Raw genomic sequence first — 16,018 nt, 5'->3', positions numbered from 1 at the left:
CGTCACAGGTACATGCCGACCTCGGCCGAGTCCTGGGTGACCGACTGGATCTGGATCTCGCCGTCGCGGCGGGCGACCAGCTCCGCCAGTGTCGCGCCCGCACGGCCGATCGGGTCGCCGGGCGGACAGTCCTGGGCGGCGAGCCAATCGCGGGCCTCGGTGGGTGAGAGGCGGCCCACCTCGATCTGAGCCAGGCAGCGGCCGGGGCGCACGACCGCCGGGTGCAGGCGGGACAGGTCCTCGTTGGTGGTGACCGCGATCAGCACATTGCGGCCCTGCCCGAGCATGCCGTCGGTGAGGTTGAGCAGGCGCGACAGCTTCTGTCCCGCGGCCTCTTTCGCCTCGCCGCGGATGAGTTCGTCACAGTCCTCCAGCACGAGCAGGCGCCAGCGGCTGCCGTCGTCACCGTCGGCGCCGGCGGCCACCTCCATGAGATAGCCGGGATTGCTGAACAGTTCTTCGGGATCGACGACGCAGTCCACCTGACACCACGACGACCACGCCCGCGCGAGCGCGCGCAACGCGGTGGTCTTGCCGGTACCCGGCTCGCCGTGCAGCAGCACCAGCCTGCCCCGGATCTCGGCGACCTCGAGCGCCATCAGCCGATCCATGCTCGCCGCGACCGGGGCGGCGTAGTTGCCCCGGATCTCCGCCCACGCGGGCGCGCTGATCTGGCGGCGCCTGCGCAACGGCCTGCGGACATCCATGTGCCAGAAGCCCATCTCCACGGTGGCGCCGGCGCCAGGGGGCTGCACGGCGTCGGCCGTGGCGGCGGCCAGCACCTCGACGGCGAGTTCGTCGCTGACCGCGGTCACCTCGACCGTGGCCGACCCGCCCGCCCAGCGCACCGCCCGCAGCGACCAGCCGTCGCCTTCGACCAGCAGGGCGCTGCTGTCGTCGTCGGCGACCGAGCGCACGATCCGCGAGTCCGCCGGGCGCAGTGGCGCGTCGGGCCGCACCCGGTCCAGGTGCGCCTGGCGGGCGAAGGACTGGTCGCCGCGCAGGAACGGCGCGAGCGCCAGCGCGTCGATCGCGTCGCGGGTGGAGTAGGTGGAGTCGATGGCCGCCGACCACGGAAACCGCTCGCCCGGATCGTCCGGCTGACGCGGCGGATCGACGAGCCTGAGCTGTTCGTTACGTGTGGACACCGCGCCCATCCTCGCGGCACCGGCCCGGCAATGTCCAATGACTTCTGGGCCCGCTGATCGGCCGCGACGCCGAAAAACGCCTGGCACATGCGGTCGATTCCTCGGTAACGTCGGGGTCGTGACGTCCACGCAGCGCGAGCAGGCCGCAACCGAACCCACCGCGACGGCCGGGCTCAAGGAGTGGATCGGGCTGGCGGTGCTCGCGCTGCCGACGCTGCTGATCTCGATGGACCTGAGCGTCCTCTATCTCGCCATCCCGCAGATCAGCGAGGCGCTGCAACCGAGTAGTTCCCAGCTGCTGTGGATCCTCGACATCTACGGCTTCCTGGTCGCCGGATTCCTCATCACCATGGGCACCGTCGGCGACCGGATCGGCAGGCGCAAGCTGCTGATGATCGGCGCGCTCGCGTTCGGCGTCGCCTCGATCGTCGCCGCCTACTCCACCAGCGCGAACATGCTGATCGGCACCCGGGCGCTGCTCGGTATCGCGGGCGCGACGCTGATGCCGTCGACCTTGGCGCTGATCCGCAACATGTTCCACGACGACCGCCAGCGCACCACCGCGATCAGCGTGTGGATGACCAGCTTCATGATCGGCATGGTGATCGGTCCGCTGGTCGGCGGGGCGATGCTGGAGAACTTCTGGTGGGGCTCGGTGTTCCTGGTCGCGGTGCCCGCGATGGTGCTGCTGCTGGCGACCGGGCCGATCCTGCTGCCCGAGTACAAGGACCCGAACCCGGGCAAGCTCGATGTGCTCAGCGCGCTGCTGTCGCTGCTGTCGGTGATGGCCGTCATCTATGGCATCAAGGAGCTGGCCAAGGACGGCTGGGCCGTCGACGCGCTCGCCGTGCTGGCGGCCGGTCTGGTGCTGGGCACGGTGTTCGTGCTGCGCCAGCGCAGGCTCACCGATCCGCTGATCGACCTGGGGCTGTTCGGCAATGTGCGGTTCAGTGGTTCGCTGGTCGCGCTGATGGTGGCGATGCTCGCCATGGGCGGGCTGTTCCTGCTGCTGTCGCAGTATCTCCAGCTCGTGCTCGGGCTGTCCGCCTTCGAAGCCGGGCTGTGGACCGTGCCGCAGGCCGCGGCGATGGTCGTGGCCGCCGGGGTGGTGAGTGCCCTCGCACCGCGGGTGCGGCCCGCCTATCTGATGGCGAGTGGTCTGGTGCTCGCGATGGCCGGATACGCGCTGTTCACCCAGCTCTCCGGTGCCGACGATCTCGCGCTGATCGTCACCGGCATGGTGGTGTTCTCGCTCGGCCTGAGCCCGATGTTCGTCCTCGGCCTCGATCTGATCGTCGGCGCGGTGGACCCGGCCCGCGCCGGTGCCGCGTCCGCGATCTCCGAGACCGGCCAGGAACTCTCGGCCGCCCTCGGCGTCGCCGTGATCGGCAGTATCGGCACCGCCGTTTACCGCGGCCAGATGGCCGGAAACCTGCCCACCGGCCTGCCCTCCGAGGTCGCCCACGCCGCCGAGGACACCCTGGCCGGCGCCCTCCAGGTCGCCGCCACCCTCCCCGAAGCCCTCGGCGCCGAACTCACCACCGTGGCCCGCCAGGCCTACACCCATGCCCTCCAGGTGAATTCACTCGTCGGCATCGGCCTCACCGCCATCGCCGCCACCCTGGTCCTGGTCCTGCTCCGCCACCTCCCCGCCCCGAACGAAGCGAAGTCCGCCCCGGACACCGAGCCCGCCTAGGCCGGGTATTCGGCGTGGACGTCCCCGCCGAACAGCTTCCAGTAGAAGGCGTTCATCTTCGCCGCGGCGGGTGCGTGGCGGGCCAGAATGGCGGCGACGACAGGTGACACGTCGGCCGGGATATCCCCGGCGGCGCACCGGCGGACATATGCGTTGCGGGCGACCGGGGCGCAGCCGGCCGGTGTCGTCACGCCGCAGATATCGGTCACCAGCCAATTGACCAGTCGCATGGCGGCGTAGTCGCCGTCGTGCGTGACGTGGCGGCGGGCGAAATCACGCTCGGCGGGCGACAGGTCGAACCGCGGTGAGGTGACCAGTCCGAAGTCGGTGAGATAGACGCGCTCCCCGTCGGCGCGCAGATTGCCGAGATGTCCGTCCATATGCAGCAATTCGCGGTCGCGCAGAAACGCCACGATCTCCGCCAGCTGCCGCTCGAAGACCACGGCCTTGCCGATCGGATCCGCGCCAAGCCACTCCGGCATCGCGTACGGGATGTATTCGCTGAACAGGACCAGGCTCGACGTGGCCGCCACCAGCGCTTCCAGACGTTTCCGCACCTCGGGCGACTCGCCCTGCGCGGCGACCACCGTGTCGATATCGGCGTGTTCGGCCGCGACCGGCGCCCGTCCGGGCAGCACCCGCCAGTGATGAAGCATCGGGAACGCCTGGGTCTCCCCCGCCAGCACCCCTTCGGTGGCAACGATATTCGCGGCGAGCTCGCGCCAGGCGTTGAAACTCGGTCCACCCACGCCGTACTGACAGAACATCGGCAGCGCGAACAGATTCGCGGTGGAACCCCGGTGCGCCAACTCCCGATCGGTCAACGGAATCCGCTTGACGAACACCGGCACGCCGTCGATATCGGCAACCACCGCACCGCCACCCACGCCCACACCGACGACCCGGCCCGCATCCACGAGCTCAGCGAGCTCGAAGTCGTTGCGGGAAGCCAGAACTGCCGCGAGTCTCCAGTGGCGCTCGCTCCTGACGTCTGTCATCTCCCGATTGTGCCGGGCCGCCGTCGGTTTCAGCAGGACCCGTCGGAAGTCCGGCGCACAATCACCGAGGCGAGTTGTGCTCGGCAAGCCTGCTGGATCTCACGTTCGAGCTGGTCGCGCGGTCGCCCCCAACCCGCTGTCCACTCGTCCGCGAGCTCGTATATCCAGCCGAGCGGCAGGTTCAGGATGCTCGCGTCGTAGTCGGATCGGTGCACGATCTCGTAGACCTTGTCCAGCACCCAGAATTCGGTGGCCCGGTCGGCGGCGAGCATGCGGGCCAGGTCGGTGAAGGCCACCGCGGCCGCGGCCGCGGCCGAGTCGGGGACAGTCGTGGCGCAGTCGGCCAGCGCCGCGGGCAGGATGTCGAGGATCTCTCGCGGCCAGCGGATTTCGGCCGGTCCCGGAGACGACGGGATCCCGCCCGATGCAGATCGGGCGGGATTCGTCGTCTCGTCGAGTTGTCCCCTCCACGAGCGTTCTCGGTGCGCCTACTTGGCGGGCGCCTGGTTCGGCATCGGGGAGTTGATGGTGGTGAAGTACTGGACCGCGGCCATGATCGCGACGGGGGCGGTGATGAAGATCTGGCCGGCGAGGGTGCCCAGGGCGCCGATGGCCATGATGCCCGCGATGCAGCCGACGGCCGCGGCCGGGATGAACGGGCCGAACATGCCGACGATGGTGGCCGAGGCGATGGTGGCGCCCGCGATGCCGCCGAGCACGCAGCCGACGGCGCCGCCGCCGAGGCCGCCGACCAGGGTCGCGATGCTGGCGCCCAGGGAGATGGTGCCGGTCATGCGGCTCCAGGCGGCCTGCTCACGGTCGTACTCGGTCTTCCACGGCGCCTTGTCCTCGAACGGCAGCGCGACCGGCTTGTAGGTGGCGTGCGCCAGGTCGAACTGCGGGGTCAGGGTGGCGGTGCGGCCGGAGATGTCGGCGGCGATCGGGAAGACGAAATCGTCGACGCGGAAGGACAGTTCGCTGCCCGCGACCGTGTCGCCGTTCGCCGCCTTGATCTTGAACACGCCGTCCTCGACCACCATCGAGCCCGCGTCGGTACCGATGATCGTGGCGGTCTCGGTCGTGGTCGCGGTGTAGTTGATCGGCGCGTTCGGGTCCGCGGCCGGTGCCGCGTGGCTGGTGCCGGCCGCGATGCCGAGGGCAACGCTGACGGTGGAAGCCAACAGGGCGAACTTGGTGATTTTCACGGGGGTGAGCCTTTCGTGTTCCTCGTGGTGAGCTGCGCGGCGCAGAAGCTGCGGACCGAACGAACCGAGACCATAGCTAGGTAAGCCTCACCTATCAAGACCTTGCTTAGGCTAACCTCCTGTGAGACAGAGTTGGACGCGAGAGAGAAACCCCTGATGAAGAGTCCGCGGTTGTGCGGGTGGTTGCTGGCGGTATTCGTGCTGGTCGCGGCATGTTTGCTCAGCCTGCTCATCGGCACGAAATCGATTCCGGTCGGCGAGGTCTGGCTGGCGTTGACCGGGACCTCCACCACACCCGACCACGTGACGGTGATCGAGTACCGCGTCCCCCGCACCCTGCTGGGCCTGCTCGCGGGTCTGGCACTGGGCGTCGCGGGCTGCTTGATGCAGGGTCTGACCCGGAATCCACTGGCCGATCCCGGCCTGCTCGGCGTCAACGCGGGCGCCGCTTTCGCCATCACCATCGCGGTCGGCCTGCTCGGCGTGAGCGATCTCACATCGTATGTCTGGTTCGGATTCGCCGGTGCGGCACTGGTTTCCATCGTCGTCTACCGGCTCGGCACCGCGGGGCGCACCGGCACCGACCCGGTCCGCCTCACCCTGGCCGGTGTCGCCGCCACCGCCGTGCTCAGCGGACTCACCCGGGGCCTGATCCTGGTGGACCCCAAGGCCTTCGACGAGATGCGCCGCTGGGACTCCGGCTCGCTGGCCGGTCGCGGCTGCGAGATCGTCGCGGGCGCGACGCCGTTCATCCTGGTGGGGCTGGTGATCGCCGCGCTGTGCGCGCGTTCGCTCAACGCGGTCGCCCTCGGCGACGATCTGGCGCAGTCGCTGGGCGTGCACGTCTCCCGGACCCGGCTGTGGACCGCGCTCGCCCTGGTGCTGCTGTGCGGCACCGCGACCGCCGCGGTGGGCCCGGTCGCCTTCGTCGGCCTGGCCGTTCCGCACATCGCCCGCTGGCTGGTCGGCCCGGATCAGCGCTGGATCTTCGCGTATTCGCTGGTGCTGGCGCCGATCCTGGTGCTCACCGCGGATGTGCTGGGCCGCCTCATCATCCGTCCCGACGAAGTCCCCGCCGGCCTGATCACCGCGTTCCTCGGCGCGCCGGTGCTGATCTGGCTGGCCCGCCGCGCGAAGGTAGGTGCCGCCGCATGAGCGCCGGAATCGATTTCGGCCGCACCATGCTGGTCGTGCGCCCGCCCAAGCTGGGTATCACCGCCCGGATCGGGGTGCGCACGATCGTGGTGTGCGCCGTGCTGCTGGTGATCTCGTTCGCGACCGCGGTGCTGGCCCTTGGCAGCGGCGACTACCCGATCCCGCCGCTGCGGGTGCTGCGCGCGCTGTTCATCGGCGACGAGCGGTTCGACCGGCTGGTCGTGTGGGACTGGCGGCTGCCACGCATCCTGCTGGCGCTGGCGCTGGGCGCCGCGCTCGGCGTGAGCGGCGCGATCCTGCAATCGGTGACCAGGAACCCGCTGGGCAGTCCCGACATCATCGGCTTCAACACCGGCGCCTACACCGGCGCGCTGATCGTCATCCTGACCCTCGGTGGCGGGAACTTCCAGACCGCGGCGGGCGCGACCATCGGCGGACTCGGTGCCGCGCTGGTGATCCACCTGCTCGCCTTCCGGCACAACGTGACCGGCTTCCGGATGATCATCGTCGGCATCGGCGTGAGCGCCATGCTCGCCTCGGTCAACACCTGGCTGATCATGCGCGCCGACCTGGACGCGGCCATCGCGGCGGCGGCCTGGGGCGCGGGCTCGCTCAACGGATTGTCCTGGCCGCAGGTCGCGCCGACGATGCTGATCCTGGCGGTGCTGGCGTTCGCGCTGATTCCCGCCGCGCCCCGGTTGCAGATCCTCGAACTCGGCGACGACACCGCGCGCGCGTTCGGCCTGAACGTGAGCAAGGCGACCGGCTGGCTGATCGCGCTCAGCGTCGCGTTCACCTCGGTGGCGACGGCGGTGGCCGGGCCGATCGCCTTCGTCGCCCTCGCCGCGCCGCACCTGGCGCGCAAGCTCACCCGCACCCCGTCGATCGCGCTGGTGCCCGCGGCGGTGATGGGCGCGACCCTGCTGATCACCTGCGACTGGATCGCCCAGCACGCGTTCGCGCCGACCACCGTGCCGGTCGGCATCGTCACCGCCTCGGTCGGCGGCCTCTACCTGGCGTATCTGCTGGTCGCCGAAGCGCGACGGAACTAGGGAAAGCGACATGAACGACTCTCACGCCTCGCGACTGCGCGCAGACCGGGTCCGCCTCGGCTACAAGGGCACCACGATCAGCGATCAGCTCTCGGTCGACATCCCCGACGGCGCGTTCACCGTGATCATCGGCCCGAACGCCTGCGGCAAGTCGACCCTGCTGCGCGCGCTGGCCCGGCTGCTCACCCCCGAGTCCGGCACCGTGCTGCTCGACGGCAAGCCGATCACCGGCTATCCGGCCAAGGAATTCGCCAGGCAGGTCGGCCTGTTGCCGCAGACCTCGACCGCGCCGGACGGCATCCGGGTCGCCGATCTCGTCGCCCGTGGCCGCTATCCGCACCAGACGCTGCTGCGGCAGTGGTCCACGGCCGACGAGGAGGCGGTGGCGGCGGCGATGGCGGCCACCGGCGTCGCCGAACTGTCGGCGCGACCGGTCGAGGAGCTGTCCGGCGGTCAGCGCCAGCGGGTGTGGATCGCCATGGTGCTCGCCCAGGACACCCCGATCGTGCTGCTCGACGAGCCGACGACCTACCTCGACATCGCCTATCAGATCCAGCTGCTCGACCTGTGCCGCACGCTGAACCGCGAGTCGGGGCGCACGGTCGTGGCCGTGCTGCACGACCTCAACCACGCCTTCCGCTACGCCGATCACCTGATCGCCATGCGCGACGGCCGGATCGTGGCGACCGGCGTGCCAACGGAGATCGTCACGGCCGAGCTCGTGCACGAGGTGTTCTCGCTGCGCTGCCGGATCGTCGACGACCCGGAAACCGGGACACCGCTGGTGGTTCCGCTGGCCGAGGACGCCGCCCAGGTGCGCTGAGCGCCGCGCGGCGAGATCGTTCGCAGACGTAGCTATTCCACAATAAGTTAGTTTAGGCTAACCTATCTCTTTGTGCCTGGATTCGCCGGATCACTCGGTGGCTCACGGGCGAATGTCATTGCGGGCGAAGGGAGTTGCCGTGCCGACGGCGAAGCGGGGAGACACGATGACCGACGGTCTCGGGTTGCCACTGACCGGACCACAGCTCGGCATCTGGAACGCCCAGCGCTTCGACCCCGACTCCGGCCGGTACCTGGTCGGCGAGGTACTCGAGATCACCGGCGACACCCCGATCGATGTCGAGCTGCTGGCCGAGGCGATCCGGCGCACCGTCGCCGAGGCGGAGAACATGCGGCTGCGGTTCCGGGAAACCCCCGAGGGCCCACGGCAATTCGTCACCGAGGCCGCGGCGGAACTGCGGCCGACCGTCGATCTGCGGGCAGCCGCCGAGCCGATGGCGCTGGCCTACGAGGCCGTCGCGCTGGAACGGCACGAGGCCGCCGAGCGGTGCCGCGGCATGGTCGACCGGCAGCTCTACAACTACACGCTGATCCGGGTCACCGATTCGGTCGTCTGGTGCGTGCAGCTGTACCACCACCTCATCGTCGACGGCTACAGCGCCGCGCTGCTGTCGCGCCGGGTCGCCGCGCACTACACCGCGCTGCGGCGCGGAAAGCCCGCCCCGAAGCGCACTTTCGGCACCATCGCCGAGCTGGTCGCGGAGGAACGGACCTATCGGGACGGCCCCGAATTCACCGCCGACCGCGACTACTGGCGCGATCAGCTCACCCCGTGGCCCGATCTCGACGGGCGCGGCCGCCACCTCGGCGGCGCGGTGGAGCGAACCATCCGCGCCGAGACGGCGCTCTCCGCCGAGACACTGACCCAGCTGCGGGAGGCCGCCGACCGGCACGGCATCACCTGGGCCGACGCGCTCGTCGCCTGCTACGCCGCCTTCCTGCATCGCCTGCTCGGCACCGGCGACGTGGTGATCTCCATGCTGCTGATGGGCCGGGTCGGCCGGGCCGCCCTGCGCACGCCGTCGATGGCGGTCAACGTGCTGCCGCTGCGGGTCCGGGTAACCGCCGGTGACCGGCTGGGTGAGCTCGGCCCGCGCATCGCCGACACCCTGCGCGAGATCCGCGCCCATCAGCGCTACAGCGGCGACGACCTGGCCCGCGACTTCCACGGTCACGGCGCGGGCGAGCTGCTGCACGGCATCGGCATCAACCTCAAGGTCTTCGACTTCACCCTCGACTTCGACGGCGCGCGCGGCGTGCTGCGCAATGTGGCCGGTGGCCCGCCGGAGGATCTGAGCCTGACCGTCACCCCGCTGCCCGACGGCACGGTGCTGCTCGGCTTCGAGTCCGACGCGCGGTCCAACGACGCGGCGATGGTGCGGCGGCGGATCACCGGCTTGACCCGGGCGATCACGGGCTTCATCGGGTCGGACAAGACCGCGGTGGGGGCGCTGGAGTTGCTCGATGCCGAGGAACGGGAGCGGTTGCTGCTGGATCGGGCGGTCTCCCTGCGGCTCGATCCGGCTCCGTCGCAGGATGATTCACCGCGCAGCGGACCGGATCTCGCGGCACTGGTGGCCGACCCGGCAGTCGGCGGCGCAGCGGCCGCGACCCGCGCCGACGACGCCCAGTCATCGCGCCCGAACATCGCCGACGACACCCAGCCATCACGCCCGAACATCGCCGACGGCGCCCAGCCGCCGTGCTCGGACATTGCCGACGACACCAAGCCGTCGCGCCCGGACGTTGCCGACGGCGCGTGTGCCCCGAGCCAGACCGAACTCATCACGGACCTGCTCGATCGGGCACTCGCCGACCACTCCTCCGCCGTCGTGCTCAGCTCGGCGACCCGCCGCTACACCGGGGCCGAACTGGCGGACCGGATCGACCGGCTCGCCGGATACCTGCACGACGCGGGCGTCGGCCCGGACACGATCGTCGGGCTCGCGCTCCCCCGCGACGTGGAGTTCGTGGTCGCCCTGCTCGCGGTGTGGCGGGCGGGCGGCGCGTATCTGCCGTTGGATCCGGAGCATCCGGTGGCGCGCCTGCGCGCGACGATCGACGATGCCGCACCCGTCCTGGTCCTCGGTTCGGCTGGACTGGCGACCGAGCTCGGCGACGATGTCGTCGCCCTCGACGATCTCGACGACCAGTTCGATCGGCACCAGGGCCTCGCGGTCGAAGTCGCGTTGCGCCCCGACCACGCGGCCTACGTGATCTACACCTCCGGGTCGACCGGCCGGCCGAAAGGCGTTGTCGTGTCGCACGGCGCGCTCGCCGGGCTCGTCGCGGCCCACCGCGCCGGCATCTACGGTGCGGCCGCGCGGCGGGCGGGCGGTCGGCGGCTCACCGTCGCCCACACCACCTCGTTCGCGTTCGACGCGTCCCTCGACCCGCTGCTGTGGCTGCTCGACGGTCATCGAATCCACCTCTACGACAGCGAAACCCGGCGCGACCCCGCCGCGCTGGTCGCAGCGTTCGCGCGCGACGGCATCGATGTCGTCGACGGCACCCCGACGCTGGTAGCGGCCCTGCTCGAGCACGGGCTCGCCCCGACTCCACCCGCCCCCGACAGCTCGCGAACGCCCGGCACTCCGATGATGTCCGACGACCTCACCGCGACGGAGCGACCGGCGATCGGCGTCAGCGAGCCCGCCGGAGGATCGACGCGGGCTTTCCGCGCCGCAGCGCGGCGACCCGGCGCGACAGTGACGCACGCCGTGGCACCGGTGCTCGACCCGGCAGGTTCGGCGCGGCGGCCCACGCTGATCGTCGTCGGCGGGGACGCCTGCTCGGCGGAGCTGTGGAGCGCGCTGGACCGGGCCGGGGTCGCGGCGGTCAATATGTACGGGCCGACGGAGGCCACCGTCGATGTGCTCGGCGCGCCGATCGACGGCGACGGGCCCCGCATCGGGCTGCCGCTGGCGGGCTCGCGGGTGCACCTGCTGGACAACGGTTTACAGATCGTCGCGGACGGCCAGGTCGGCGAGTTGTATCTGGCCGGACCTCAGCTGGCCCGGGGCTACCTGGGCAGATTCGCCACCACCGCAGGCGCTTTCGTCGCCGATCCCTACGGTCCACCCGGTGCGCGGATGTATCGCACCGGTGACCGGGCACGCTGGGTGCCCGGCCGCGGCTACGAGTACCTGGGGCGCGTCGACAATCAGGTGAAGATCCGCGGACACCGGGTCGAACTCGGTGACGTGGCGGCGGCCCTGGCCGGACTGCCCGAGATCCGTTCCGCTGCCGCCGATATCCGCGAGATCGGTGGTCGGCCCGCCCTGATCGGCTACGTGGTCGCGGCACCCGGTCTCGATACCGCGGCGATCCGCACCCGCTTGGCCGACCTGGTGCCCGAGCACATGGTGCCCGCCCGCCTCGTCGTCCTGGACGAACTGCCGAGCACGGTCAACGGCAAGCTCGACCGCGCCGCCCTGCCGGACCCGGCCGCCGACACGGTCGGCAGGCTTCCCGAGACCCGTGCCGAACACGCTGTCCACGAGGCGATCTCGACGACGCTGGGCCTCGACGCGCTCAGCATGGACGACGACTTCTTCGCCGTCGGTGGCGACAGCATCACCGCCATCACCGTCAGCAGCGCCCTGCGCGCCGACGGCCTGCCCCTGCTGCCCCAGCAACTCCTGACCCGCCGCAGCCTCGCCACCCTGGCGGCCGAGGCCGCCGCCCAGACCACGCCGGACACCGCGGCGGCACCCGGCGGTGATCCGCGCGGCGGCTCGGCACCCCTGCCGGGTGACCCGGCCCCGGCGGCGACGCCCGACTCCCGTTCCGCGCGGGCCGCCGAGACGGCGCGGCGGACTCCCGGTGCCCTGATCCCGTCGCTGACCGTGGCCGATCTCGACGCGCTGGCGGAAACCTACGGCCCGATCACCGACGTGCTGCCGCTGTCACCGCTGCAAGAGGGCCTGGTCTTCCATGCCCTGCGCGACGGCGCCGACGACATCTACACGATGACGGCGCGGTTCACCCTCGACGGCGTGCTCGAGCCGGCTCGGCTCGGCGCGGCGTTCGAGGCCGTGCTGCGGCGGCATCCGAATCTCGGCGCTGCCTTCAGCTACGAGCGCTTCGACCAGCCGGTCCAGGTGGTGCCGCGCACTCCGGCAGTCGACTGGGCGGTCGAGGACCTGCGCGACAGCGCCGATCCCCGAGCGCAAGCGGACCTCGCGGTTCGGCGCGCGGGCGCCGAACCGCTCGACATCGACCGCCCGCCGCTGATCCGCGCCCGCCTGATCCGGCTCACCGACACCACCCAGTGGCTGGTCCTGGTGGCCCATCACCTGCTCGCCGACGGCTGGTCGGTGCCGACGATGGTGCGCGAAACCCTCGCCGTCTACCGCGACGAAGCACTGCCGCCCGCACCGTCTTTCGGTGACTATCTCGACTGGCTGGCCGCCCGCGACACCACCGCGACCCTGCGCTGGTGGACCGACCGGCTCACCGGCCTCTCCTGCCCCAGCGTGCTCGCCACCCCGCTCCAGCACCGCGTCGTCGAGTCGACGCACGAGTCCGGGACACCGGCGGGCACGGCGTCCGAGCACGGTGCCAGCTCACGTCTGCGCCCGATCGGGCTGCGGGTCCCCCACGTCTCCGCCGTCGCGGAAACGCTGACCGCCACCGCGAGAGCCCACGGCCTGACCATGAGCACCGTGCTCCACGGCGCGTGGGCGATGGTGCTGGCCGAGCACTTCGGGCGCACCGATGTGGTGTTCGGGACCGTGGTGTCGGGGCGGCCCGCCGATCTGCCCGGTGTCGGCGCGATGGTCGGGTTGTTCAGCAATACCGTGCCGATGCGCGTCACGCTCGCCGACGGGCGGCCGGTGGCCGAGCAGTTCGCGGCCGTGCAGGACGCCTCGTTCGAGGCGCAGACACGGGGCTATCTGGGATTGGCGACCGTCGAGCGGGCGGTGGGCCTCGGACGGCTGTTCGACTCCCTCGTGGTGTTCCAGAACTTCCCGAAAGCCGGTCTGCTGCAACCGGACCCCCGGGGCGTGCAGGTGGTCGACGTCGAGGTGGACGGGCTGACGGACTTCCCTATCACCGTCACCGCGCTACCCGGCGACGAGTTCACCCTGATGCTGCACCACGATCCGGTCGCCGTACCGGCGCCGGTCGCCGCGCGCCTGACCGATCGGCTCGGCGCGGTCCTGGCCGCCCTGGCCACCGACCTCGGGCGCACGGTCGCCGAGGTGACCGCCGTGGCGATGCCGCCGGAGACGGTCGGCACCACCCTGGCCGACTGGACCTCGACCACCCCGATCGACCCCGACGCGCCCGCGCTGACCGCGAACGGCGTGACCCTGACCTACCGCGAGTTCGACGCGCGGGTCGCCCGGCTGGGGCACTGGCTGATCGACGCAGGCGTCGGGCCGGAAACCGTGGTGGCGGTGACGATGACGCGCGGGATCGACGCGATCGTCGCCGCGCACGCGATCTGCCGGGCGGGCGGCGTCTACCTGCCGATCGACCCGCAGAGCCCGGCCCAGCGCGCCGACCGCATCCTGCGCACGGCCGAGGCGGCGCTGGTCCTCACCACCACCGCCGACGGTTTCGGCACCGAGCGCGCGCCGGTCGTCGCGGTCGACGACCTCGATCTCACCGCCTTCCCGGCCACCCCGGTCACCGACCGCGACCGGCTCGCACCGCTGCGGCAAGACGGTGCGGCGTATCTGCTGTTCACCTCGGGTTCCACCGGTGAGCCCAAGGGCGTGAGCGTGTCGCACGCGGCGATCATCAGCACCTTCGCCTGGATGCAGCGGCGGCACCGGCTCGCACCGGGCGACACCGTCCTGTACCGCACCGCGGCCACCTTCGACGCCTCGATGCTGGAGCTGTTCTGGCCGCTGCTGGTGGGCGCGCGGGTGCTGGCGGCGCCCGTCGAGGGACGGCTGGACCGCGATCCGCACCAGATCGCCGAGCTCATGGCCCGCGAGCGGGTGAGCATGCTGCAGATGACCTCGTCGATGCTGACGGTGCTCGCCGAGGAAGCCGACCTGAGCGGTTGCACCGCACTGCGTTTCGCGGTCACCGGCGGCGAGCCGCTCCCGCCGGGCACCGCGCGGCGGATCCGGACGGCCACCGGCGCGAGCGTGCACAACCTGTACGGCCCCACCGAGGCCGCGGTCTGCATCACCCACCACGAGACGTCCGACGCCGACGGCGGCACCGTGCCCATCGGGGTGCCCGCGGCGGGCTCGGATGTCCGCGTGCTCGGTACCGATCTGCGCCCGGTGCCGCCGGGCGAGATCGGCGAGTTGTACCTCACCGGAGCGCAATTGGCGCGCGGCTACCTCTCCCGTCCCGGCCGCACGGCCGGTTCGTTCGTCGCCGATCCCGGCGGCACCGGCGACCGCATGTACCGCACCGGCGATCTGGTCAGCTGGGGTCCGCACGGTGAACTCGACTACGTCGGCCGGGCGGACAGCCAGGTGAAGCTGCGCGGCCAGCGCATCGAGCTGGGCGAGATCGAAGCCGCCCTGCTCACCACCCCCGGCGTCGCGCACTCGGCGGTGCTCCTGCGCGAGGACACCCCCGGCGACCAGCGCCTGGCCGCCTACCTCGTCGCCAAGGCGGGCATCGCGATCGACATCGCGGCCGTGCGCGCCGCACTGCGCACCGCCCTGCCCGCCTACATGGTCCCGGCGGCCTTCGTCGTGCTCGACCGTATCCCCCGGACGTCCAGCGAGAAGATCGATCGCAAGGCCCTGCCGGTGCCGGTCTACGACTCGACCGCGGGGCCGGACGGTCTCGTGCGCACACCCGCGACAGCGCAGGGCGAGACCGCCGATCGCGCCGCGAGGTCCGGCGCGGGCGGAGCCGTCGTCCGCGACGATGCCAACGCATCCCGGCAGCGGGACACCGCCGCAAGGGCGAACGGTGCGGATGCGGCCGACCTGGTGGCCGACATCCGAGCGGCGATGGCGGTGGTGTTGTCCGCCCCCGACCTCGGCGACGGCGACGACTTCTTCGCCGCGGGCGGTCATTCGCTGACCGCGGTCAGGGTCGTCGGCCGACTGCGCCGCGCGGGTTTCGACGTCGTCCTCGACGACATCTTCGAAGCGCCGACCGCTGTCGCGCTGGCGGCGCGAATCACGCGCGAGGACAACGGCACCACTTCTGGCCCGCGCCGATCCGGCGAGTCGACCGCGTGGGGAACCCGCCTCGACCATGTCCTGGAGCTTCGTGCCACCGGCACGCGCGAGCCGCTGTTCTGTATCCATCCGGTCGGCGGCACCGCCTGGCAGTTCGGCCCGCTCGCGGCACTTCTGCGCGCCGACCGCCCGATCATCGGCCTCCAACTACCGACCCTGAGCGACAGCGCTTTCCAGGCCGAGACCATCGACGACCTGGCCGCCCACTACCTGGCCACGATCCGCCGGATCCAGCCGCACGGCCCGTACCACCTGCTCGGCTACTCCCTCGGCGGCACCATCGCGCACGCCATCGCGGCCGCGCTGACCGCCGCGGGCGAGCGGGTCGCCTTCACCGGGCTGATCGATGCCTTCGCGCTCACCGATCTCGCCGGGCAGGCCGCCAGGGCCGCCGCCGACCCCGCCGAGCTGGACCGGCTGCTGCCCGAAATCCCCGAGGACGCACCGGAACTGGCCGAGATCCTGCGCGGCGCGGCGACCACCCTGCTCGGCCTGGTCACCGCGTCCACCCCGGCGGCCTACGACGCGCCGATGGCCCTGTACGCCGGCGACACCGGAACCACGCCGGGCCGCACCGATACCCAGATCGCCGGATGGCAGGCGGCGGGCGCCCGGCTGGTGGTGCGCAGGCTGCCGTACTCCCACTTCGAGATCGTGTCGCCCGCCGGTTGGGCCGAGGTCGCGGCACTGCTCGACACAGACCCGGCGCTCAGCGCATGAGCCTCCCGCCCAGCGCTGTTCGCCGTTCGGAA

Annotated in this window: 9 protein-coding genes; 5 read left to right on the top strand and 4 right to left on the bottom strand. The window is 71.4% G+C overall.

Translation table 11 applies throughout. The features are described from left to right. Window positions 1-2 precede the first annotated feature (2 nt). On the bottom strand, window positions 3-1,157 hold the full coding sequence (locus AB0L91_RS17680; protein WP_365011065.1) for a DUF5925 domain-containing protein: 1,155 nt from the start codon (window positions 1,155-1,157) through the stop codon (window positions 3-5). Between the two features lie 109 nt (window positions 1,158-1,266). Between AB0L91_RS17680 and AB0L91_RS17675 the strand changes: the two genes are divergently transcribed. Further along, window positions 1,267-2,844, top strand: coding sequence for an MFS transporter (locus tag AB0L91_RS17675; RefSeq protein WP_365011064.1), 1,578 nt, complete (start codon window positions 1,267-1,269; stop codon window positions 2,842-2,844). On the opposite strand, the gene AB0L91_RS17670 is transcribed toward AB0L91_RS17675, so the two are convergent. The 3 genes from AB0L91_RS17670 to AB0L91_RS17660 form a co-directional block, all read right to left on the bottom strand. Then, window positions 2,841-3,842 (bottom strand): serine/threonine protein phosphatase, encoded by a 1,002-nt coding sequence (locus AB0L91_RS17670; protein WP_365011063.1) that lies wholly within the window; start codon window positions 3,840-3,842, stop codon window positions 2,841-2,843. The two genes, AB0L91_RS17675 and AB0L91_RS17670, sit on opposite strands and share 4 nt — an antisense overlap. Window positions 3,843-3,871: 29 nt before the next feature. After that, window positions 3,872-4,138 carry a hypothetical protein gene (locus AB0L91_RS17665; protein ID WP_365011061.1) on the bottom strand — a complete coding sequence of 89 codons (267 nt, stop codon included), beginning with the start codon at window positions 4,136-4,138 and terminating at the stop codon, window positions 3,872-3,874. Window positions 4,139-4,330: 192 nt separating this feature from the next. Further along, on the bottom strand, window positions 4,331-5,047 hold the full coding sequence (locus AB0L91_RS17660; RefSeq protein ID WP_365011059.1) for a hypothetical protein: 717 nt from the start codon (window positions 5,045-5,047) through the stop codon (window positions 4,331-4,333). A gap of 156 nt (window positions 5,048-5,203) precedes the next feature. On the opposite strand from AB0L91_RS17660, the gene AB0L91_RS17655 reads away from it, so the two are divergent. The 4 genes from AB0L91_RS17655 (at window position 5,204) to AB0L91_RS17640 (ending at window position 15,986) form a co-directional block, all read left to right on the top strand. Next, complete coding sequence (locus AB0L91_RS17655; RefSeq protein ID WP_365011058.1) at window positions 5,204-6,202, top strand: iron chelate uptake ABC transporter family permease subunit; 999 nt, start codon at window positions 5,204-5,206, stop codon at window positions 6,200-6,202. Further along, window positions 6,199-7,254 (top strand): iron chelate uptake ABC transporter family permease subunit, encoded by a 1,056-nt coding sequence (locus tag AB0L91_RS17650; RefSeq protein WP_355283418.1) that lies wholly within the window; start codon window positions 6,199-6,201, stop codon window positions 7,252-7,254. Before AB0L91_RS17655 ends, AB0L91_RS17650 begins: the two co-directional genes overlap by 4 nt. A 10-nt stretch (window positions 7,255-7,264) precedes the next feature. Then, complete coding sequence (locus tag AB0L91_RS17645) at window positions 7,265-8,077, top strand: ABC transporter ATP-binding protein (protein WP_365011056.1); 813 nt, start codon at window positions 7,265-7,267, stop codon at window positions 8,075-8,077. A 166-nt stretch (window positions 8,078-8,243) separates the two neighbouring features. Continuing rightward, window positions 8,244-15,986 (top strand): amino acid adenylation domain-containing protein, encoded by a 7,743-nt coding sequence (locus AB0L91_RS17640; protein ID WP_365011054.1) that lies wholly within the window; start codon window positions 8,244-8,246, stop codon window positions 15,984-15,986. The last annotated feature ends 32 nt before the right edge of the window (window positions 15,987-16,018 follow it).

Origin of the sequence: Nocardia sp. NPDC051833 (assembly GCF_040681225.1) — a bacterium.
Classification (GTDB): Bacteria; Actinomycetota; Actinomycetes; order Mycobacteriales; family Mycobacteriaceae; genus Nocardia.
This window is presented reverse-complemented; position numbering and strand designations above follow the sequence as displayed.

Coding starts and splice junctions, on each gene's coding strand:
- AB0L91_RS17650 (WP_355283418.1), top strand. CDS start 6,199: ATGAGCGCCGGAATCGATTTCGGCCGCACCATGCTGGTCGTGCGCCCG.
- AB0L91_RS17640 (WP_365011054.1), top strand. CDS start 8,244: ATGACCGACGGTCTCGGGTTGCCACTGACCGGACCACAGCTCGGCATC.
- AB0L91_RS17670 (WP_365011063.1), bottom strand. CDS start 3,842: ATGACAGACGTCAGGAGCGAGCGCCACTGGAGACTCGCGGCAGTTCTG.
- AB0L91_RS17680 (WP_365011065.1), bottom strand. CDS start 1,157: ATGGGCGCGGTGTCCACACGTAACGAACAGCTCAGGCTCGTCGATCCG.
- AB0L91_RS17645 (WP_365011056.1), top strand. CDS start 7,265: ATGAACGACTCTCACGCCTCGCGACTGCGCGCAGACCGGGTCCGCCTC.
- AB0L91_RS17655 (WP_365011058.1), top strand. CDS start 5,204: ATGAAGAGTCCGCGGTTGTGCGGGTGGTTGCTGGCGGTATTCGTGCTG.